This window comes from Pantoea sp. SGAir0183 (assembly GCF_043545505.1).
Genome location: NZ_CP028053.1, coordinates 1,953,177 through 1,973,307, shown reverse-complemented (window position 1 = coordinate 1,973,307; position 20,131 = coordinate 1,953,177). Strand labels below are relative to the sequence as shown.

The window sequence follows — 20,131 nt, the reverse complement described above, 5'->3', positions numbered from 1 at the left end:
TGCGGTGCTCCATGTTAAAAGCAATAAAAACGCCGGACAGTGCCGGCGTTCAACCTGAATCCTGACGGCGAATCAGCTTGCGCTGGTTTTCACCTCGTCGCGCAGTTCACGACGCAGAATTTTTCCTACATTCGTTTTAGGCAGTTCATCACGAAACTCAACAATCCTGGGCACTTTGTAGCCTGTCAGTTGACGGCGACAATGGTCCAGCAGCTCTTCTTTGGTCAGCGACTGATCTTTCTTGACCACACAAACCTTCACCGCTTCACCGGACAACTCACTCGGCACACCAATGGCTGCCGCTTCACGCACTTTCGGATGCTGCATCAGGACATCTTCTATCTCATTAGGATAGACGTTGAAGCCCGAAACCAGAATCATATCCTTTTTGCGGTCAACGATGCGGATAAATCCTTCGTGATCAACGGTAACAATATCGCCGCTGTGGAGCCAGCCATTTTTCAGGACCTCTGCCGTGGCCTCCGGATGCTGCCAGTAACCCAGCATTACCTGCGGCCCACGAATGCATAATTCGCCGGGCTCACCAGTGGGGACTTCATTACCGTTTTCATCCAGAATAATGACATCCGTTGAGGGAACCGGCAAACCAATACTGCCGGTGTGGCAGTTAATGTCGTAGGGATTAACCGACACCAGTGGGGAACATTCCGTCAGCCCATAGCCTTCCAGCAGATAGTGCCCGGTCAGTTTTTCCCAACGTTCCGCCACTGCTTTTTGCACCGCCATCCCCCCGCCCGCGGACAGACGTAACGTCGAGAAGTCAAGTTTGTTAAAATTATCGTCGTTGAGTAAGGCATTGAACAGCGTGTTCACGCCGGTTATCGCCGTGAAAGGATACTTCGCCATTTCTTTCACAAAAGCGGGAATGTCGCGCGGATTGGTGATCAATACGTTTTGCCCACCCAGTTCCACGAACAGCAAGCCGTTCACGGTCAGCGCAAAGATATGGTAGAGCGGCAAGGCCGTCACGACGCACTCTTTGCCGTCGCGGAGTAACTTGCCATACGTCGCCTTGGTCTGCTCAAGGTTTGCCTGCATGTTTCGGTGCGTCAGCATCGCACCTTTCGCGACGCCGGTCGTCCCCCCCGTGTATTGCAGGAACGCCAAATCATCATTACTGACCTGTGGACGTCGATACGGCATTGACGCGCCCATTTCCAGCACATGGCGAAACGATATCGCCCCCGGCAAATGATACTTGGGCACCAGCCGCTTCACATACTTCACCACAAAATTCACCAGCGTGGCTTTTACCGGTGCCAGTTGATCCCCCATCCGGGTCAGCACCACATGTTTGACCGCCGTCTCAGCGACGACTTTTTCCAGCGTATGTGCAAAGTTCGACACGATGACGATCGCACTGGCACCGCTATCATTTAGCTGATGCTTCAGTTCACGCGGGGTATAAAGCGGATTGACGTTAACCACGACCATGCCGGCCCGGAGCACACCAAACAGCGCGACCGGATATTGCAGCAGGTTCGGCATCATGAGTGCGACGCGCGCGCCCGGTTGTAACCTGAGTTCGTGTTGCAAATATGCCGCAAACGCCCGGCTTTTCTCGTCCAGCTGGCGGTAGGTCATTTTTTGACCCATGTTGTAAAATGCGGGCTGTCCGGCGTAACGCACGACAGCCTGCTCAAATAAATCGACCAGAGACGTATAACGATCAGCATTAATTTCGGCAGGGACGTCTGCCGGGTAGCGTTTCAGCCAAACCTTATTCAAGGATTCACCCCGATAATCTTGTTGTGTACTCATCGCCGCCTCAACAATCGTATTTGTTAACAATATTTTAACTGATTGTACCAGTTTGCTCTTATTGGCATGTTGAGGTTGCGAAGCCCATCACTAAATTTCGTGTTGGTTAATGATGCAAATAAAAAGCCCGGTTGCGAGCACCGCGACCGGGCCTGTTCAAAACGGATGTCACACTATTGCGTGAGGATGGTCTCGACCTGAGCCGGACCGGGGTTGTACATGCCCCAGTAAGGATTCGGCCCCCAGTAACCACCACGATGGCGCGTGGGGCCATACCAAATCCAGGGATCGAGAGGCTCTGGCGGTGACACGATCTGACGGGTCAAATGCCAGCGCTGGTAACCCCGAACGTCAACGACCACAAACGAGTAGTTTGCTTCGCCGATTTTACCGGGCTCCGTTCCCTTAATCGTGCCGAGAACGGTGACGTACTGGTCTTTGACATCCGTCGGGTCAACAAAACCGGGAATGTCGGCATAGATACGCCCTACCGAGCTGGCCCCCAGCACCGGGCGCGCGCCGTCATCCAGCGGCTGGGTCGCAATTTCCAGCCGGGTTTTGCCATTGCGGTTAATTACGTTGACCACTTTACCGCCAAAACGCGACTCCTGGCCGACATAGAGGGCCGGATTGCTCATCACCCGCAGTAAATCCTGCTGGGGCAACGCTGAGTGACCTTTAATCGTATCCGGTACGGAAACACAACCACTTAACACCAGGGCGCAGACCAACATCACACCGGCAACGCCTCTACGACACATTGACATAGACATTCTCCTGAAGGTTGATGTTTAGAGTGCCCCGATAACAATAAGTTGCGTTGCCTGTCAGCGGCCCGGCAGTTTTTTCCATGCCACTTCATTACGCAGATAGGTTGGCTCAGCCTGTTCGGGCAACACGGTTTGCCCCTGTGCTAAGGCGCGCGCCGCCAGGGGCAACATGTCCTCAGCCGCTGGCAGCAAAACGCCGCTGTCTTTGAGCTGGAGTGCATGGCCCTGCTGCAGTACCGGCCAGGCCTGCCATCCGGTACCGGCGGTATACCACTCCCCGCTCAGCGCCTGCATGCGCTCCAACGCGGCCTCGGGCGTAAGCACGCTTTCCGTTGCTTCACCTTGCCAGATACCGTCCTCATCGCGCTGATATTCTGCCCAGTACACTTCACCCATGCGCGCATCAATCGCGGTGAGTACCCGACAGGCACCGTGCTGACGCCAGGCGCCCTGCGCCAGCGTGGCCAGGGTGGAAATACCCGCCATCGGTAACGCCGCGCCGAGTGCCAGCCCCTGGGCAATACCAATCCCGATACGCACACCCGTAAAACTGCCGGGCCCGCGACCAAAGGCCAGCACATCGAGTTCGGTGAGTTCCAGTTGCTGAGCCTGCAGCAGCTCGGCGACCAGCGGCAAAATGCGCTGTGTGTGATCGCGCGGCGCAATTTCAAAACGTGCGTCACTCTCTTGCCCGTTAAGCAATGCCGCAGAACAGGCTTCTGTCGCTGTATCCAGCGCTAAAATTCGGACCGACATATCAACCTCTGAAGATTCAAAACGGCGCGCATCTTAGCACACAATTACGCGCCAGGTTGCTGATGAATAAAGGCAATAGCTTGCGCAAGATCACGCGTGCGTGGTGTGGGCGGCAGACTGCTCAGAAAAAGTGCACCGTAGGGCCGTGACACCAGCCGCTGGTCGCAGATGACCAGAACGCCGCGGTCGTCCGTATCACGAATCAACCGGCCCACGCCCTGTTTTAGCGTAATCACGGCATCCGGCAGTTGCACATCGCTGAAGGGATCGCCGCCGCGGATGCGGCAATCTTCCATCCGGGCCTTAAGCAGCGGGTCCTCTGGCGACGTAAACGGCAGCTTATCGATAATGACCAGCGACAGCGCATCTCCCCGCACATCCACGCCTTCCCAGAAGCTGCTGGTCGCCACCAGCAAAGCATTCCCTTTATCGATAAACTCTTTGAGCAACTGTCCTTTGCTGGTTTCGCCCTGCACCAGCACCGGCAATGTCATGGAGGCCCGGAACTCGGCGGCCAGCTCACGCATCATCAGATGAGAAGTGCATAAAAAGAAGCAGCGGCCTTTGTTCGCCTCGATCAGCGGCTTCATCATTTTTGCCAGCTGACGCGCGCCACCGGGGCGATTGGGCTCAGGCAGATTGCGTGGCACACACAGCAGCGCCTGCCGCGCATAGTCAAACGGGCTGTTGAGAATCAGGTTTTTTGCCTGACTGACGCCCAGTCGCTCGGCAAAGTGATCCATCTTTTCATCTACAGCCAGGGTGGCAGAGGTAAAAATCCAGGCCGCTTTACGGTTATCCATGACCTCGCGGAAACGTTCGGCAACCGATAAAGGCGTCAGCGCCAGCACAAAGTGACGCGATGTACATTCATACCAGTAGCTAAAGCCCGGTTCGCTGATGGCACGAATCCGTTTCAGTCGCGTGCGATAGAGCGCCGCGCGCTCAAAGGCCGCATCCAGCAGGGCAGAACGTCCAAGCGAAAGTTTGATCACGTCGTAACAGAGTTCCAGCGCATCATCCAGCAGCGTAAACATGCGCATGATGTTGTTATCGCTGAGGAGGTCGCGCAGGTTGCCGCGGTAGCCCGGTTCTCCCAGCGTCAGGCGAAAGTCCTGGGCACACTGGGCCAGACGGTCAGCGGATTTTTGCAACTGATGAACGTCCCGCACTTCCGTGCGGTAGGCGATAATGATGTCTTTGGCGAGATCGGCTAACTGACGACTCGACAGCTGCTGACCAAAATACTGACTGGCGATATCCGGCAGTTGGTGCGCTTCATCAAAAATCATGACGTCCGCTTCAGGGATCAGTTCCCCGAATCCGCCCTCTTTTACCACCAGATCGGCCAGGAAAAGATGGTGGTTGACCACGACGACATCGGCGTCCATCGCTTTTTTACGTGCTTTAACGACGAAACAGTCTTTATAAAGGGGGCAGTCGCTGCCCAGACAGTTGTCGTTGGTGCTGGTAACCAGCGGCCAGAGCGGACTGTCTTCGGTGACGCCGGCACAGGTGCTGATATCGCCATCCGGGGTTTGCGAGGCCCAGCTGCGGAGCGTGACAAAATCCGTGAGAGCCTGAACGCTCATATCGCCCCCGGTCGCGGACTGCTGCTCCATACGCTCCAGGCACAGATAGTTGGACCGGCCTTTAAGCAGCGCAGTTTTACCGGTAAACGTAAGCGCTTTCGCAATGGTGGGAAGATCGCGCGCGTAGAGCTGATCCTGCAGGGCTTTTGAGCCCGTTGACACGATCACCTTTTTCTTCGCCCGCAGCGCCGGGGCAAGATAAGCATAGGTTTTACCGGTGCCGGTCCCCGCTTCGACGACCAGCTCACCTTGATTCTGTACCGCCTCGGTGACCGCCTGCGCCATTTCACGCTGGGCCTCACGCGGTTTAAAGCCCGCAATGCCTTTTGCCAGCGCGCCATCAATTGCAAAATCGTCTGCCACGTACCCTCTCAATTACGGCCGAAAACACTGTATATTATGTCAGCATTGCAGCCCTGAAGGAAATCACAAACGGCAGCATTCTGCATGAAGTCTGCTGACCGGATGCGTTCAGTCAGTCTGACGGGCCAGGCCGCCCGTTATCGTCACGGGCTGATGTAGAGCGCACCCGCAACCAGTATCGCCATCAGGACGACAAGCGTAAAAAAACCGTGTTTTGCGGTACGCGACATACCGACAAACGTGGCGATCACAATAAACAGCAGCGTCAGTGCCCCGAACATTACCCAAAAGAGATAGTGCGTATTGGCCATGCGTTAATCCTGATTGTTCTGAACAAGTAAGCGACGCTTTATACCACTTTTCGCTGACGGTTGCGCGACTGACGGCGACCGTCTTCTGCAAGGGATGACAATCGTACCGGGAATATGTCAGGCTAGGCGTTCAGAAAATCAGGAGAAGAAAATGAGCATTACGCGCGTTGATCCCGAACACCGTATGTCCGAAGCCGTTATTCATAACGACACCATTTATTACACCAGTGTGCCCGAAAACCTCGACGCTGATGCCGAGGCGCAAACGGCTAATGCGTTAGCGGTGATCGATGCCCTGCTGACGCGCGTAGGCAGCGACAAAAGCAAAATCCTTGACGCTACCATTTTTCTGGTCGACAAGGCGGATTTCGCCGCGATGAATCGCGCCTGGGATGCGTGGGTTTCCCCCGATAACGCCCCGGTTCGCTGTACGGTCCAGGCCGGGTTGATGAATCCGAAGTATAAAGTTGAAATAAAAATTATCGCGGCCCGCTGATCCCGAGCCCCGGGCGTCAGCCTTCATCGTCCTCTTCGAAGCGCGCCCGGATCATTTCACCTGTATGGCTTTCACGTATCTCCTGTGCCACAACGGTAATCGCTTCACCGCTGGACATCCCTTCGGCCATTAACTGTTGAATGCGCTCTACGGCGCGCTGCTGCTGATCGTGTGAGAGTGCGGGTAATCCTGTCATCATCATTTTCTCCTGTTAAGGGCTGTCATTATTTCATGGGGAACAAACAGGTGCCAGTCAGGGAAAAATATGTCAGTCTAACGGCCTTACTGATGTCAAATTTCGTGCTCAATGATCGTTCAAACTCATAACCTGTGTTATTCGCCCGACGCCATCACCCACTATTTTTCGCGCATTGCGCATTTACCCTGGGCGATGCTGCTTTCGTCCGGCCAGGCCAGTCACAGTGATAACCGTTTTGATATTTTGACGGCGGACCCGCTTACCACCCTGACAACCCGTGGCAGCATAACAGAAATTCAGCAGGGCGATCGCGTTGAAACGCATACTGACGATCCGCTCTCCTTATTACAACAGCAGTGTGATGCGCTGGGCGCTAAGCCACCGCGTCATCCCGATTTGCCCTTTCAGGGCGGAGCGCTGGGACTGTTTGGCTATGATCTGGGGCGACGCTTTGAAACGCTGCCCGATACCGCCCTTCACGATCTGACTACGGCAGACATGGCCGTGGGCATCTATAACTGGGCACTGATTGCCGACCATCACCTCGGTAAACTCACCCTGGTCGCCCTGGACGATATCGCCTCGCGCCTTGCCTGGCTGGAAAACTGGCCCGAACGTGACGCGGCGGCGTTTTCCCTTACCAGTGACTGGCGGTCAAACCTCAGCATAGACGACTACGCGGAACGTTTTAATAAGGTACAGGCCTATATTCAGGCCGGTGACTGCTATCAGGTCAATCTGGCACAGCGCTTCAGCGCCAGCTATCAGGGGGATGAATGGCGGGCATTTTGTATGCTCAACCAGGCCAATCGCGCCCCGTTCAGTGCATTTTTGCGCCTGCCCGACAGCGCCATTCTGAGCCTGTCTCCCGAGCGCTTCCTGGCACTGGATCAGCAGGTTATCACCACCCGTCCCATCAAGGGTACGCGTCCGCGTGCGGCCGATCCTGAGGCGGATGCGGCCCAGGCTGAAAGTCTGCGCACGGCGGCGAAGGACCGCGCAGAAAACCTGATGATAGTCGACCTGCTGCGCAACGATATCGGTCGGGTCGCCGTCGCGGGCTCCGTGCACGTGCCCGAACTGTTTGTGGTCGAGCCGTTCCCGGCAGTCCATCATCTGGTCAGCACTATTCAGGCCACGTTGCCGGATCATCTTCATGCCTGCGATCTGCTGCGTGCCTGTTTTCCCGGCGGCTCGATTACCGGTGCGCCTAAAATTCGCGCCATGGCGATCATTGATGAACTGGAGCCTCACCGCCGCAATGCCTGGTGCGGCAGCATTGGTTATCTCAGTGTCTGCGGCAGAATGGATACCAGCATCACCATTCGTACGCTGATTGCTGAGCGTCAGCATCTTTACTGCGCTGCGGGCGGCGGCCTGGTCGCCGACAGTGATATGGCCTCGGAATATCAGGAAACGCTGGATAAGGTCAGTCGCATTCTGCCTGCACTGGAAAAAGGAGCCTGAATGGCGCTGACGCTGGCTGATTTTCGCACCCGTTTTCTCCTGCAGCAGCCGCTGCATAACGCCCAGCCGCTGTCGGGGCGACATGCCGCTGTGTTAATCCCCGTCGTTGCCCGTCAACAGCCCGGCTTGCTGCTGACGCAACGTTCGCACGCCTTACGTAAACATGCCGGTCAGGTGGCCTTTCCCGGCGGGATGCAGGATCACGACGACAGCTCACTGGTGGCGACAGCGCTGCGAGAAGCGCAGGAGGAAGTGGGCATCGCACCCGATCGGGTTGAGGTGCTCGGCTGCCTGCCTCCGGTGACCAGCAGCACAGGTTTTCAGGTCACACCGGTGGTCGGCATTGTGCCTGCAACCCTCGAATTGCGCCTTAATCCTGACGAGGTTCAGAGCGCCTTCGAAATGCCCCTGACCGAAGCGCTTCGTCTTAGCCGCTACGCCGAACTTGACTATTATCGTGCCGGCATTCGCCACCCGGTGTGGCTTTCCCATTATCAGGGCTATCTGGTGTGGGGAATGACAGCAGGCATTATTCGTGCCCTGAGCCAGCAAATTGCATTTTAGTTGAGGGCGAGCCCATTTCTGCGCCTGAATTCAGCCTTTTGCGCCATGTCACACTATAATTTTTTCTGGTGGAGTTAATTAGTTTATTTCATGCGAAAAGCAGCACGTTTACCCTGCCTCGCCGTTTACTATTAGCGCCATTAACTGCCACGGCAGTCTGCAAGTTTTTGTGAGGAGTGTCACCCATGATTTCGGTTTTTGACATGTTTAAAGTGGGCATCGGCCCATCCAGCTCTCATACGGTCGGTCCGATGAAAGCGGGTAAACAGTTTGTGGAGTTGTTGTCTGAACAAGGCAAGCTGCATGAGGTGACACGCATTGCGGTCGATGTCTATGGTTCCCTGTCGCTGACCGGTAAAGGTCACCATACGGATATAGCGATTATTATGGGCTTAGCCGGCGAATCGCCTGACAGCGTCGATATCGACGCCATCCCCGCGTTTATTAAGGATGTGCAACAACGTGAACGCCTGCCCCTTGCCAAAGGCGCGCATGAAGTCGATTTTCCGCGTGAAGGCGGTATGGTGTTCCGCAGCGAAAATCTCTCCCTGCACGAAAATGGCCTGCGCCTGCTGGCGTTCTCCGGCGACCTGCTGGTGCTGTCTAAAACCTATTACTCTGTCGGCGGCGGCTTTATTGTCGATGAAGAGCATTTTGGTCAGTCGGCCCTGGACGAAGTCACGGTACCCTGGCCCTTCCACTCGGCCAAAGAACTGCTGGCCCACTGTCGCGAGACCGGACTTTCCCTGTCCGGGCTGGTGATGAAAAACGAGCTGGCACTGCACTCACGTGAAGAGATCAATGCATATTTTGCGACCATCTGGCAAACCATGCAGGCCTGTATTGACCGTGGTCTGAATACCGAAGGTGTGCTGCCCGGGCCGTTACGGGTACCGCGCCGGGCGGCGTCACTGCGGCGTTTGCTGATCTCCTCAGCCAAACACTCTAACGATCCGATGGTGGTGATTGACTGGATCAACATGTTTGCGTTGGCGGTTAATGAAGAGAACGCGGCGGGCGGTCGGGTGGTGACCGCACCGACCAACGGAGCCTGCGGTATCGTCCCCGCCGTCCTGGCTTACTATGATCACTTCATTGAACCCGTCACGCCCGACATTTTTATTCGCTATTTCCTCGCCTCCGGTGCCATTGGCATTTTGTATAAAATGAATGCCTCTATTTCCGGCGCGGAGGTCGGTTGTCAGGGGGAAGTCGGCGTTGCCTGCTCAATGGCTGCGGCAGGTCTGGCCGAACTGCTGGGCGCCAGCCCTGAGCAGGTGTGCGTGGCCGCCGAAATCGGGATGGAACATAATCTGGGTTTGACCTGCGATCCGGTTGCCGGCCAGGTTCAGGTGCCCTGTATTGAACGTAACGCAATCGCCTCGGTGAAAGCGATCAACGCGGCACGTATGGCCCTGCGCCGTACCAGCGAACCGCGCGTCTCACTGGATAAGGTCATTGAAACCATGTACGAGACCGGCAAAGACATGAACGCGAAATACCGCGAGACATCCCGGGGCGGACTGGCGATAAAAGTTCAATGTGACTAATCATTCAGTCTGTTTATTTTTAAATTGCGCCCGTTAAACAGTGCATTAGCAAGTCCTGCCTGATATAAATATTAACAACGCTAAAGCGACCCGACAGTCGCTTTAGCGCGTTCTTCACAGCCTTTCATTTTACGCACCGGTCCTAAATTTGCTCCAGGCCGTGCCGATAACAACCCAGCTATATCTATTTTTCTGGTTTTGGGAAGGTGATTCTTGATGTTTATGGCCCAGCAATATGTTGGACAGTACAGACGTAAGCGTTTGCTTATTGCTGTGGTGATTGCTTCTATTGTTCTTACGTTAACGCTGGCTTTGCGCTATTTCGAAGAAAAATCACGGATTCAGCAGCGTGCAATTAGCTTTGCCGATAACGCGATTACGCGTTTTGATCGCATGTTTTCTCCGCTGGATGTGGCAGCCAATAACACGCTGGGTTTAGTGGGCATGCCCTGTGAGGACGCGCGTTTTCCCTTAATCGAAAAGATTGCGTCCTTACAAACCGTGCGGGCGATTCTGCTGGTGAACGATGACTTACTGTACTGCTCCAGTATTTTCGGCTCACGGGATATCACCTTTAGTCAGACCTACCCTGAACTGGCGCTTAACGATAAGCGCATGATCCTGTCTACAGATGACTATCTGCTTAAAGGTTCGCCGGTCTTATTACTCTGGACGCCAACAACGCTGGATAACCGCTCAGGCATCCTGCAGGCCATCAACATTGAACTGATGAGCAGTTATCTGCTGGAACCGCAGTCGCCCTGGGTGGAACGCGCCATCTTTAACGTTAACGGCAAGAGCCTGGAATACGGCAATCCGCTTATTGAGTCGGCGGTCCCTTCGGAAGATGAAGTCACCTATAATGAAGCGTCACTGCGTTATCCCTACACGGTAACGCTTTATGGCCCTTCCCCATCCCGTCTGGCACTGGCCTCGTTGCCTTCTCAGTTGCCGCTGGCGCTAATGCTGAGTTTGTTAATAGGCTATGTCATGTGGCTGGCAACCGCCAACCGCATGAGTCTGAGCTGGCAAATCAGCTATGGCATCACCGCCAGGGAGTTTATTGTTTACTGCCAGCCGCTCATCAATGCCCGAAACGGTCAGTGTGACGGCATTGAAATCCTGCTGCGCTGGCATAACCCGCGCCAAGGCTGGATCCCGCCCGATGTGTTTATTCCGCTGACTGAGCGCCAGAATCTGATTAAACCTTTAACCCGTTTCGTGTTAAATCGCGTTGTCGAAGCCTTGCCGGATCTGCCTCACAGCCCGGATTTTCACATTGCTGTGAACGTCGCCGCCAGTCATTTTCGTGACCGCGCCATTCTGGAAGATCTGCAAACTATCTGGTGGCCTGCCAATCCGGTGCCAAAGCTGGTCGTCGAGCTTACCGAACGTGATGCGCTGCCGGTGGTCGATCAAACGGTCATTTCACAACTGCATGAGATTGGCGTACGGCTGGCAATTGATGATTTTGGCACAGGCCACAGTTCACTGTCTTACCTGAAGGACCTGCAACCGGACGTGCTGAAGCTGGATAAAATCTTCACCGCCTCGATTGGCACGGATGCGATTAACGCGACCGTAACGGATATGGTGATCTCACTGGCGCAACGGCTGAATATCAGCCTGGTGGCGGAAGGCGTGGAAACCCCGGAGCAGGCTGACTATCTGCGCGACCGCGGCGTGGATCACCTGCAGGGCTACTATTTTGCCCGCCCCATGCCGCTGGAGGATTTCCCCGCGTGGCTACGGCAACATCAACTGACCAGCGACCTGTAGTGCCATGCCTGGGGTAAAAAAAACGCATCACAGTGTGATGCGTTTTGCGTTTTCCGGGGAGGTTAACCTTCTTCGTCCTCGTCATGCTGCGGATCGCGCGTCACACGAACCAGATCAATGCGGTATTCTGTCGCTTCAATAATTTGGAAGTGAAGCGGCGCGATATCAATGACGTCACCCGGCTTCGGTAATTGTCCTTTCTGAGCAATCAGCAACCCTGCCAGTGACGCATGATCGTCGTCCGGTTTCACCAGCTCATGAAAATCAAGCAGCTGCTGGAGCGAGTGGAGATCGGTTCCCCCCTTCACTAACCAGCCGTCGCCGTCCATGATGATATCCGGCGTTTCGTCTTCATCCGGGAATTCACCTGCTATCGCTTCCAGCACATCCAGCGGGGTAATCAGGCCCTGTACCACACCAAACTCGTTGGTGACGATCACAAAGCTCCCTTTGGCACGACGCAGTACGCCCAGCAGGTTAATCGGATCGAGCGTTTCCGGCACCACGATAATCGGCGTGTTTGCCGCAAAGGTGGCAACATCCACACCATGATCCAGTGCGACCAGCAGCTCTTTGGCCCTGACAACGCCGATAATCTCGTCCAGTTCTCCCCGACAGACCGGGAACAGGCTGTGCGGTGTGTCCAGCAACTGGATACGAATCTCGTCTACCGGACGACTGGCATCCACCCAGGAGATATCGCCACGCGGCGTCATGATGCTGCGAATTGAACGGGAAGCCAGCGTCAGTACGCCGTTAATCATATAGCGCTCTTCATCCTTAAAGGCTTCCTGTGGGATCGCGACGGCTATCGCCTGCTCTTCAGTGCTGGCCGGGGCCGTCTGTACGCGGTTGCGGCCCCCCATCAGGCGCAAAATGGCCTCAGCGGTACGCTCACGCATAGGACGATGCGACTGATGGCGAAGAAAGTTGCGACGCGCAATCTGGTTAAACAGCTCGATCAGGATCGAGAAACCAATCGCCGCATACAGATAGCCTTTAGGAATATGGAAGCCAAACCCTTCCGCCACCAGCGACAGACCGATCATTAGCAGGAAACTGAGACACAGGACAACGACCGTAGGATGGGCGTTAACAAATTTTGTTAACGGTTTAGAGGCCAGCAACATCACAATCATGGCGATCACCACCGCCGTCATCATGACCGGCAGGTTATTCACCATCCCCACGGCCGTAATCACCGCATCCAGTGAGAAGACCGCATCAAGTATGACGATCTGTGCCACAACGGCCCAGAAGCTGGCATAGCTGCGGTTGCCGCTGTTTTCCAGCTGACGGTTTTCCAGCCGCTCATGCAGTTCCATCGTGGCTTTAAAGAGCAGGAAGATACCGCCCGCCAGCAAAATAAGATCGCGTCCGGCGAAACTAAACCCGCCCACGCTAAACAGCGGCCGCGTCAGTGTGACCATCCAGGAGATCAGCGACAGCAGGCCCAGACGCATAATCAGCGCCAGCGAGAGGCCAATCAAACGCGCTTTATCGCGCTGCTTCGGCGGTAACTTATCGGCCAGGATGGCAATAAATACCAGGTTATCAATGCCGAGCACAATCTCGAGCACGATGAGCGTGAGCAATCCCGCCCAGATTGAGGGGTCGAACAGAAATTCCATTAGTGACTCCTGAAAAAGGATGTGATTACGCTAAAACGTACCAGCGTCTGACGACGTGACGGTGAGCAAGGTGTAAAAGCAAAGAAAACGCGGTCTGGCGTAAATTGACGCGCTGAGGAGCGCAAAGACAAGGTTAAGCAACGTCGGTGACGGTCCATAAGGGTGGGCTGAAGCCCATTACTCCTGAATAATTAACAGATCGCTAATGTATCAGTTCGGTCAACAAGGTCAAAAAATTTTCTTATTTTTACATTCTGTCATCACTTCGTTTATGCGCCATAAAAACGTAATTTCACGCTTTTATGCTGTAAATAGCCAACCGACATCACAAAATTTATTTTTTCGGTCACTAAAATAAATCCGGCATGCACGTAGTGAGTTGGTTATCCCTGCAATGTGGATATCGGGCCGGCAGGCTCAATAAAGAAGTCAGCATTGTTAACGCGATAATTCTTAACGGTTCCTCACCTTATGGAATCAACAAGCGAACGGAGGTAGCACGTGACCATTGCTCTGATCATTGGTACACACGGCTGGGCAGCAGAACAGCTGCTTAAAACGGCAGAGATGCTTTTAGGCGAACAGGAAAACGTCAAATGGATTGATTTTGTACCGGGCGAAAATGCAGAAACGCTGATTGAAAAATATCAGGCAAAGCTGGCCGAACTGGATACCTCAAAGGGGGTGCTTTTTCTGGTAGATACCTGGGGCGGAAGTCCTTTTAATGCGGCAAGTCGGCTGGTCATGGATCACGACAGCTATGAGGTCGTGGCCGGGGTGAATATTCCCATGTTAGTGGAAACCCTGATGGCGCGGGATGACAATCCAACCTTCGATGAGCTGGTGGCGATTGCGGTTGAAACTGGCCGTGAAGGCGTCAAAGCGCTGAAAGCCCAACCTGAAGTCAAACCCGCGCCCGTTGCTGCCGCACCGACTCCACCTCCCACCCCTGCCGCTGTCAGACCCCTCTCGCCTGACGAACACATGATTATCTGCCTGGCCCGTATTGATGACCGCCTGATTCATGGCCAGGTCGCCACACGCTGGACCAAAGAGACCAATGTCAGCCGCATCATTGTCGTCAGTGATGAGGTGGCAAACGACAATGTGCGCAAGACACTCTTAACCCAGGTCGCGCCGCCGGGCGTGACCGCGCACGTGGTTGGCGTCGATAAAATGGTGCGCGTCTGGAATAACCCCAAATATGCCCGTGAGCGCGTCATGCTGCTGTTCACCAATCCCACCGATGTCTTGCGGGTTGTGGAACAGGGCGTCGATATCAAAAGCGTCAACATTGGCGGCATGGCCTTCCGGCAGGGCAAAACGCAGGTCAACAATGCCGTGTCCGTTGATGAGAAAGATATCGCCGCGTTCCAAAAGCTCAATGAGCGCAATATCGAGCTTGAGGTACGCAAGGTTTCAGGTGATCCCAAACTGAAAATGATGGATCTGATAGCCAAAGTAGGCGCTTAACGGGCCAGCACTCTTTTCTATCCTGTAGAGGACACGAAGTATGATGGAAATAACCACACTTCAAATTATTTTGATCTTTATTATCGCCTGTATTGCCGGTATGGGATCCATCCTGGATGAGTTCCAGTTTCACCGCCCTCTGGTGGCCTGTACCCTGATTGGGATCGTACTGGGGGACATGAAGACAGGCATCATCATCGGCGGAACGCTGGAGATGATTGCACTGGGCTGGATGAACATTGGTGCGGCGGTCGCCCCTGATGCAGCGCTGGCGTCCATTATCTCCACCATTCTGGTCATTGCAGGTGGGCAAAGCGTCGGCGCCGGTATCGCGCTGGCTATTCCCCTCGCCGCCGCCGGCCAGGTGCTGACCATTATCGTGCGCACGTTGACCGTGGCATTCCAGCATGCGGCGGACAAAGCCGCAGAGAAAGGCAATCTTACGGCCATTTCGTGGATCCATGTCTCCGCCCTGCTGCTTCAGGCCATGCGCATCGCCATTCCGGCGTTGATCGTTGCGATTTCGGTTGGCACGGACGCGGTGCACTCTCTGCTCAGTTCGATTCCTGAAGTCGTGACGAACGGACTCAACATTGCGGGCGGCATGATTGTGGTAGTGGGTTACGCCATGGTCATCAATATGATGCGGGCCGGTTACCTGATGCCGTTCTTCTATCTCGGTTTCGTGACGGCGGCTTTCACCAGTTTCAACCTGGTGGCGCTGGGGGTGATTGGCGTGGTGATGGCCGTGCTTTATATCCAGCTCAGTCCGAAATATAACCGTACCGCCGGTGCGCCTGCGGCCTCGCCGTCAGCTAACGATCTTGACAACGAACTCGATTAAGGAACAGGTGACAACATGGTTGATATAACAAAAGTCGAAAAGAAACTGACGCCAGGCGATGTCCGTGCTGTTTTTGTACGCTCAAACCTGTTTCAGGGTTCCTGGAACTTCGAACGTATGCAGGCGCTGGGATTCTGTTTTTCTATGGTGCCGGTGATTCGCCGTCTCTATCCTGAAAACAACGATGACCGCAAGCAGGCGATAAAACGTCACCTTGAGTTCTTTAACACACATCCTTATGTTGCGGCCCCGGTCCTGGGCGTGACCATGGCGATGGAAGAGCAGCGCGCCAATGGTGCCGCAATTGATGATGGTGCAATAAACGGCATCAAAGTGGGCCTGATGGGGCCGCTGGCTGGCGTAGGTGACCCGATTTTCTGGGGAACGGTTCGTCCGGTGTTTGCCGCCCTGGGTGCGGGCATCGCAATGAGCGGCAGTTTGCTTGGTCCATTGCTGTTCTTCATTCTGTTTAACCTGGCCCGCCTGCTCACCCGTTATTACGGTGTCGCCTACGGTTACCGGAAAGGGATTGATATCGTCAGCGATATGGGCGGTGGCTTCCTGCAAAAACTGACCGAAGGTGCCTCTATCCTTGGGCTGTTTGTCATGGGCGCGCTGGTCAATAAGTGGACGCACGTCAATATTCCGCTGGTGGTGTCACGCATTACCGACCAGACCGGCAAGACCACAGTCACTACCGTCCAGTCGATTCTGGATCAGTTAATGCCCGGCATCGTCCCGCTCCTGTTGACCTTTGCCTGTATGTGGCTGCTGCGGCGTAAGGTCAATGCCCTGTGGATCATCGTTGGTTTCTTTGCTATCGGTATCTTCGGCTACTGGATCGGCCTGCTTGGGCTGTAATCCTGACGCAATCGGGAGCAAGGCTCCCGATTTTTTTGGCGGTAACATCCACTGAAGCTCGAAAGGAAGCCCCATGTCATTGACGGACATCATCATCGCCCTCTGCATCGCTGCTCTGCTGGTGTTTGAGATCTACGACGAGGCGATTCTGCCACGACGTAAAGGCCCGACGTTGTTACGTGTGCCGCTGCAGCGCCGTCATAAAGCCGACAGCCTGATTTTTATTGGTTTACTGGTCATCCTGCTCTGGAACAACGTCACGCATCAGGGACCCATGCTGACCACCACGCTCTTGATGATGCTGTGCTTTTTGTCCTTCTGGCTGTTCTGGCTCCGCCGCCCCACGCTGGTCATGAAACGGGAGGGATTGTTCTTCGCGGGTATCTGGATCGCCTATTCCCGTATCCAGAGCATGAATCTGTCTGAAGACGGCATTTTAGTCATCCAACTTGAACAGCGGCGCTTACTGATCGCCGTGCATCAGCTTGACGATCTTGAGCGGATTTATCAAACCCTGGTCGAAGCGCGTTAGTCGCGTTGCCACAGGGTTATCACAAAATCCGCTTCGCACTGAAACTGCGCGCTTTCGGCTAACGTCTGCCAGACGTCTGGCCGCGCGCGCCAGGCAAAGGGCGTCATCTGCAATAACGTGGTGGCGGCCTGTCCGGTAAGGGCCATCGGATAGGTCAACGCATGCCGGGCACGTTGCTGAAAGCCCTGATACACTTTCCCTTCCGGTGCGTGCAGCTGAACATCGCGATAGATTAGCGCTTTGAACTGCGCCAGATGGTGCGGGCCCGGCGTAACCGTTAACAGGTATCCACCGGGTTTGATGACGCGATTAAGCTCCGCTTCATTACAGGGCGCATAGATGCGAACCACTGCATCAAGGGAATGGTCCGCAAACGGCAGACGCTGACTGGAGGCGACACAGAACAGGACCTGCGGATAGCGCTTCGCCGCGAGCCGAATGGCCATTTTGGCCACGTCCAGGCCAAAGACCTTGCCCGCTGGCGCAAAGTTATCCGCCAGCGCACCGGTGTAGTACCCTTCCCCACAGCCTGTATCCAGGATCTGAGCGGCCGGTACCTGCAGATGCTGATTCAGCACGTCAACCACCTTGTCCCGCAGGGGCTGATAGTAACCGGCCTGCAAAAAGTCACGTCGCGCCTGCATCATCTCCGCGCTGTCGCCCGGCTCGCGGGAGCCTTTATGTTGAACGGGCAGCAAATTGACATAGCCCTCTTTCGCCTGATCGAACTGATGGCGATTTTCGCAACACCAGCTGCGTTCGGTCAGGTTCAGGGAAGAGTGACAAAGTGGGCAGATCAAGGACATATGGCGCTCCGGCATCTATCGACGCGCAGCAGTGTACTCGACAGGGAACCCGAGCGAAAGCGTAAAAAAAGCCTCGGCCAGAAGGCCAAGGCTTTAATATCTGAGACCGGGCGCAGGGCACCCGTCTGAGGCGAAATCAGATAGCAGTAACGTTAACAGCTGCCGGGCCTTTCTGGCCGTCCTGAATTTCGAACTCAACGTTTTGGCCTTCGGCCAGCGTTTTGAAGCCGTTGCCCTGAATAGCAGAGAAGTGTACGAACACGTCTTTGCTACCGTCAGCTGGAGTGATAAAACCGAAGCCTTTAGACTCGTTGAACCACTTAACCTGACCTTTAATCTTTGCCATTTTACTAATTCCTTAAAGTGTTTATTTGCCCGGAGGCTAACCTACAGATAAAACAGAGACATTACTGAATGAGGCACTGATTAAAGTTCGGCAAGGAAGCGGTATTCAACGTCAACGTCTTTACTCGTAACTTCTTTACTGAAGATGCCATACATAAACAGAACTGTACCTCGTTTAACCCACGAATTGTTATCACATATCCGCTAAATAATGGCAAGCCATTTTTAATATGTCGATCGTTAGTTTTTGCATAATTGCAGGGTAGCTCCCAGAGAATGTACTTTATGGTACAAAATGCTGCGAACCGAAACCCAGCGACCGTCATAACTTCACGATAAAATAAAGGCTTCCTGCATCCCGGATGGGATAACGTACTACTTTTCCTGCTTTTATCATGATGTATGACAATAAATAAATTACAATGCACTAATATGGCAATAATGCACCAAATAAAGGAATGGATAAGGGGAACGGTAAACCCGGACGGCTTCAGCTTGTACAGCTTTTATTATTTCGTACAAATATAAAAATTATTATTAGTAAAATCAAAAGTTGAGACTTCCCCTCCGCACTAATCATTTTCTTGACAGCTGACGTTTGAATTACCCCGAGCGCGTAAAAGAAATAAAAAGCGAATACGCCGGAGCCTTGCCGTTTCACAAACACAGGGCCCCGTATTTCGGATTAGGTCGGATTGAGATCGCTCAGACTGTGGCTCGCCCCAATTTTCCAGGGCGCAAAATTTTGCTGACCCTCGCCGCTCTGCGCGAGTGCTCGCTGGAGTTCAGCCGGGGGCGCATCCAGTGACTCATCCGCCAGTTCGAAAACCCCCCAGTGAATGGGAAGGGTCAGTGGCTGACCTATCGCGCGCCACAACGCCACCGCCTGCTGGGGATCCATGTGTTGTGCCCCCATAAACCAGCGCGGAGCATAAGCGCCTATCGGCAAAGCGGCCAGATTAAAGGGGCCATAATGCTGCGCAATCGCCAGAAGACTGTCGCTGTAGCCGCTGTCACCGGAAAACCAAAACCGCAGCGAAGCGGTCCTGATCACCCAACCGCACCACAGGGTTCGGTTGCGATTAGTAACGGTGCGCATGCTCCAGTGGCGCGCAGGGACCGCATCAAACTGTATTCCCGCAAACACTTTCTGTTGCCACCAGTCAAGCTCATGCACCTGTTTGACCCCATGACGCTTACACCACTCCGCCAGCCCCAGCGGCACCAGAAAAATAGTGTCCGGAAAGCGGCGCACAATCTGTTTGATGGTGGGCTTATCCAGATGATCGTAATGATTATGGGATATCAGGACGTAATCCAGCCGCGGTAACTGGTCAATGGCCAGCGGAGACGGCGTTTTACGTTCAGGTCCGATAAACGGCAAAGGGGAAGCCCGCCGGGACAGCGCGGGATCAACCAGAATATAGTGTTGGTTTATGCGCATCAGCAGCGCCGCATGGCCCAGCCACCAGAGACGGTCATCCTCCCCGTTCAGATCGGCAGGTTGCCACCACTGCGTAATAAACTGGTCATAGCCCTGACGAGGCGGATGGGGTAATCCCTGGGCTTTGCGTTCACGTCGCCAGCGCTGCAGGTCACCTTGCTGGCGGCTGTCGGGCTCAGGGTTACGAAACCCCTCAGCGGTGTGATGGGGTTTACTGCTGTCATACCAGGGATTTTTCCAGGCCATCCGGCCTCCATGCAGGGTTAACGTTCCGGGATTAAACGAATCAGTCCGTCGTTTTCCGACGGCGCTTCGGGGGACGGCTCATCTGCACCATTCTGCGCCTCAATCATCCGCCGCAGCAGTGCATTCTGTTTCTTTTGCTCTTCTAACAATGACGTCAATAACGCAACCTGTTCGTTCGCCCGAACGCTGGCGCGATTAACGTAAAACCACAGCATTAATGCCACAATCAGCGCCAGCAGAAAAACGCCGTAAAAGATTACCGGTCCCGCATTCGCGGCTAACTCATTCATAACTGCCTCAAGATACCTGATGAAATCACA

At 54.5% G+C, this 20,131-nt stretch carries 20 protein-coding genes and 1 pseudogene; 9 read left to right on the top strand and 12 right to left on the bottom strand.

The features are described 5' to 3' along the window. Positions 1–72: 72 nt before the first annotated feature. From fadD to C1N59_RS09140, 5 genes are all read right to left on the bottom strand, one after another. Entirely contained in the window at positions 73–1,749 is a 1,677-nt protein-coding gene (gene fadD / locus C1N59_RS09160; RefSeq protein ID WP_394550812.1) for a long-chain-fatty-acid--CoA ligase FadD, read from the bottom strand. 206 nt (positions 1,750–1,955) lie between these two features. Continuing rightward, the gene (locus C1N59_RS09155; RefSeq protein WP_058701809.1) at positions 1,956–2,549 is read right to left on the bottom strand and encodes a Slp family lipoprotein; all 594 of its coding nucleotides are present in this window, start codon (positions 2,547–2,549) and stop codon (positions 1,956–1,958) included. Between the two features lie 60 nt (positions 2,550–2,609). Continuing rightward, entirely contained in the window at positions 2,610–3,308 is a 699-nt protein-coding gene (tsaB, locus tag C1N59_RS09150; protein WP_006119451.1) for a tRNA (adenosine(37)-N6)-threonylcarbamoyltransferase complex dimerization subunit type 1 TsaB, read from the bottom strand. 44 nt (positions 3,309–3,352) lie between these two features. After that, positions 3,353–5,263, bottom strand: a complete 1,911-nt coding sequence (locus C1N59_RS09145; RefSeq protein WP_394550640.1) for an ATP-dependent DNA helicase — start codon at positions 5,261–5,263, stop codon at positions 3,353–3,355. Between the two features lie 143 nt (positions 5,264–5,406). Beyond that, positions 5,407–5,574 carry a hypothetical protein gene (locus C1N59_RS09140; protein WP_006119453.1) on the bottom strand — a complete coding sequence of 56 codons (168 nt, stop codon included), beginning with the start codon at positions 5,572–5,574 and terminating at the stop codon, positions 5,407–5,409. 151 nt (positions 5,575–5,725) lie between these two features. On the opposite strand from C1N59_RS09140, the gene C1N59_RS09135 reads away from it, so the two are divergent. Then, positions 5,726–6,070 (top strand): RidA family protein, encoded by a 345-nt coding sequence (locus tag C1N59_RS09135; RefSeq protein WP_006119454.1) that lies wholly within the window; start codon positions 5,726–5,728, stop codon positions 6,068–6,070. Between the two features lie 16 nt (positions 6,071–6,086). On the opposite strand, the gene C1N59_RS09130 is transcribed toward C1N59_RS09135, so the two are convergent. After that, on the bottom strand, positions 6,087–6,269 hold the full coding sequence (locus tag C1N59_RS09130; RefSeq protein ID WP_006119456.1) for a YoaH family protein: 183 nt from the start codon (positions 6,267–6,269) through the stop codon (positions 6,087–6,089). Positions 6,270–6,377: 108 nt separating this feature from the next. Between C1N59_RS09130 and pabB the strand changes: the two genes are divergently transcribed. The 4 genes from pabB (at position 6,378) to C1N59_RS09110 (ending at position 11,629) form a co-directional block, all read left to right on the top strand. Beyond that, positions 6,378–7,736, top strand: coding sequence for an aminodeoxychorismate synthase component 1 (gene pabB, locus C1N59_RS09125; RefSeq protein WP_033741911.1), 1,359 nt, complete (start codon positions 6,378–6,380; stop codon positions 7,734–7,736). Continuing rightward, positions 7,737–8,300 carry a CoA pyrophosphatase gene (locus C1N59_RS09120; RefSeq protein ID WP_006119458.1) on the top strand — a complete coding sequence of 188 codons (564 nt, stop codon included), beginning with the start codon at positions 7,737–7,739 and terminating at the stop codon, positions 8,298–8,300. It begins immediately after the preceding gene. A gap of 185 nt (positions 8,301–8,485) precedes the next feature. Then, positions 8,486–9,850, top strand: coding sequence for an L-serine ammonia-lyase (locus tag C1N59_RS09115; RefSeq protein WP_033741913.1), 1,365 nt, complete (start codon positions 8,486–8,488; stop codon positions 9,848–9,850). A 216-nt stretch (positions 9,851–10,066) separates the two neighbouring features. Further along, positions 10,067–11,629, top strand: coding sequence for an EAL domain-containing protein (locus tag C1N59_RS09110; protein ID WP_033741915.1), 1,563 nt, complete (start codon positions 10,067–10,069; stop codon positions 11,627–11,629). A 62-nt stretch (positions 11,630–11,691) separates the two neighbouring features. Here the strand turns inward: C1N59_RS09110 and C1N59_RS09105 are convergent, their stop codons facing one another. Next, positions 11,692–13,260: a TerC family protein gene (locus tag C1N59_RS09105; RefSeq protein WP_039343074.1), complete on the bottom strand. Its 1,569-nt coding sequence runs from the start codon at positions 13,258–13,260 to the stop codon at positions 11,692–11,694. Positions 13,261–13,761: 501 nt separating this feature from the next. Between C1N59_RS09105 and manX the strand changes: the two genes are divergently transcribed. The 4 genes from manX to C1N59_RS09085 all read left to right on the top strand — a co-directional run bounded on the left by manX (position 13,762) and on the right by C1N59_RS09085 (position 16,970). Beyond that, positions 13,762–14,733 (top strand): PTS mannose transporter subunit IIAB, encoded by a 972-nt coding sequence (manX, locus tag C1N59_RS09100; protein ID WP_039343077.1) that lies wholly within the window; start codon positions 13,762–13,764, stop codon positions 14,731–14,733. Between the two features lie 43 nt (positions 14,734–14,776). Continuing rightward, the gene (locus C1N59_RS09095) at positions 14,777–15,577 is read left to right on the top strand and encodes a PTS mannose/fructose/sorbose transporter subunit IIC (protein WP_033742216.1); all 801 of its coding nucleotides are present in this window, start codon (positions 14,777–14,779) and stop codon (positions 15,575–15,577) included. A 15-nt stretch (positions 15,578–15,592) separates the two neighbouring features. Then, positions 15,593–16,438 carry a PTS mannose transporter subunit IID gene (locus tag C1N59_RS09090; protein WP_006119465.1) on the top strand — a complete coding sequence of 282 codons (846 nt, stop codon included), beginning with the start codon at positions 15,593–15,595 and terminating at the stop codon, positions 16,436–16,438. 73 nt (positions 16,439–16,511) lie between these two features. Then, positions 16,512–16,970 carry a DUF986 family protein gene (locus tag C1N59_RS09085; protein WP_394550637.1) on the top strand — a complete coding sequence of 153 codons (459 nt, stop codon included), beginning with the start codon at positions 16,512–16,514 and terminating at the stop codon, positions 16,968–16,970. Here the strand turns inward: C1N59_RS09085 and rlmA are convergent. From rlmA to C1N59_RS09060, 5 genes and pseudogenes are all read right to left on the bottom strand, one after another. Further along, on the bottom strand, positions 16,967–17,776 hold the full coding sequence (gene rlmA / locus C1N59_RS09080; RefSeq protein WP_054633669.1) for a 23S rRNA (guanine(745)-N(1))-methyltransferase: 810 nt from the start codon (positions 17,774–17,776) through the stop codon (positions 16,967–16,969). The genes C1N59_RS09085 and rlmA overlap by 4 nt on opposite strands. 136 nt (positions 17,777–17,912) lie before the next feature. Beyond that, complete coding sequence (cspE, locus tag C1N59_RS09075) at positions 17,913–18,122, bottom strand: transcription antiterminator/RNA stability regulator CspE (RefSeq protein WP_001062678.1); 210 nt, start codon at positions 18,120–18,122, stop codon at positions 17,913–17,915. 36 nt (positions 18,123–18,158) lie between these two features. Beyond that, a pseudogene (locus C1N59_RS09070) lies at positions 18,159–18,277 on the bottom strand (DUF2627 domain-containing protein). Positions 18,278–18,806: 529 nt separating this feature from the next. Then, positions 18,807–19,811: an MBL fold metallo-hydrolase gene (locus tag C1N59_RS09065; protein ID WP_054633668.1), complete on the bottom strand. Its 1,005-nt coding sequence runs from the start codon at positions 19,809–19,811 to the stop codon at positions 18,807–18,809. Positions 19,812–19,828: 17 nt separating this feature from the next. Beyond that, a complete protein-coding gene (locus C1N59_RS09060) occupies positions 19,829–20,101 on the bottom strand; it encodes a YebO family protein (RefSeq protein WP_054633667.1) in 273 nt (90 codons plus the stop codon). Positions 20,102–20,131: the final 30 nt, after the last annotated feature.

Coding starts and splice junctions, on each gene's coding strand:
- C1N59_RS09155 (WP_058701809.1), bottom strand. CDS start 2,549: ATGTCAATGTGTCGTAGAGGCGTTGCCGGTGTGATGTTGGTCTGCGCC.
- tsaB (WP_006119451.1), bottom strand. CDS start 3,308: ATGTCGGTCCGAATTTTAGCGCTGGATACAGCGACAGAAGCCTGTTCT.
- C1N59_RS09140 (WP_006119453.1), bottom strand. CDS start 5,574: ATGGCCAATACGCACTATCTCTTTTGGGTAATGTTCGGGGCACTGACG.
- C1N59_RS09135 (WP_006119454.1), top strand. CDS start 5,726: ATGAGCATTACGCGCGTTGATCCCGAACACCGTATGTCCGAAGCCGTT.
- C1N59_RS09130 (WP_006119456.1), bottom strand. CDS start 6,269: ATGATGACAGGATTACCCGCACTCTCACACGATCAGCAGCAGCGCGCC.
- pabB (WP_033741911.1), top strand. CDS start 6,378: ATGATCGTTCAAACTCATAACCTGTGTTATTCGCCCGACGCCATCACC.
- C1N59_RS09120 (WP_006119458.1), top strand. CDS start 7,737: ATGGCGCTGACGCTGGCTGATTTTCGCACCCGTTTTCTCCTGCAGCAG.
- C1N59_RS09115 (WP_033741913.1), top strand. CDS start 8,486: ATGATTTCGGTTTTTGACATGTTTAAAGTGGGCATCGGCCCATCCAGC.
- C1N59_RS09110 (WP_033741915.1), top strand. CDS start 10,067: ATGTTTATGGCCCAGCAATATGTTGGACAGTACAGACGTAAGCGTTTG.
- C1N59_RS09105 (WP_039343074.1), bottom strand. CDS start 13,260: ATGGAATTTCTGTTCGACCCCTCAATCTGGGCGGGATTGCTCACGCTC.
- C1N59_RS09095 (WP_033742216.1), top strand. CDS start 14,777: ATGGAAATAACCACACTTCAAATTATTTTGATCTTTATTATCGCCTGT.
- C1N59_RS09090 (WP_006119465.1), top strand. CDS start 15,593: ATGGTTGATATAACAAAAGTCGAAAAGAAACTGACGCCAGGCGATGTC.
- C1N59_RS09085 (WP_394550637.1), top strand. CDS start 16,512: ATGTCATTGACGGACATCATCATCGCCCTCTGCATCGCTGCTCTGCTG.
- rlmA (WP_054633669.1), bottom strand. CDS start 17,776: ATGTCCTTGATCTGCCCACTTTGTCACTCTTCCCTGAACCTGACCGAA.
- cspE (WP_001062678.1), bottom strand. CDS start 18,122: ATGGCAAAGATTAAAGGTCAGGTTAAGTGGTTCAACGAGTCTAAAGGC.
- C1N59_RS09065 (WP_054633668.1), bottom strand. CDS start 19,811: ATGGCCTGGAAAAATCCCTGGTATGACAGCAGTAAACCCCATCACACC.
- C1N59_RS09060 (WP_054633667.1), bottom strand. CDS start 20,101: ATGAATGAGTTAGCCGCGAATGCGGGACCGGTAATCTTTTACGGCGTT.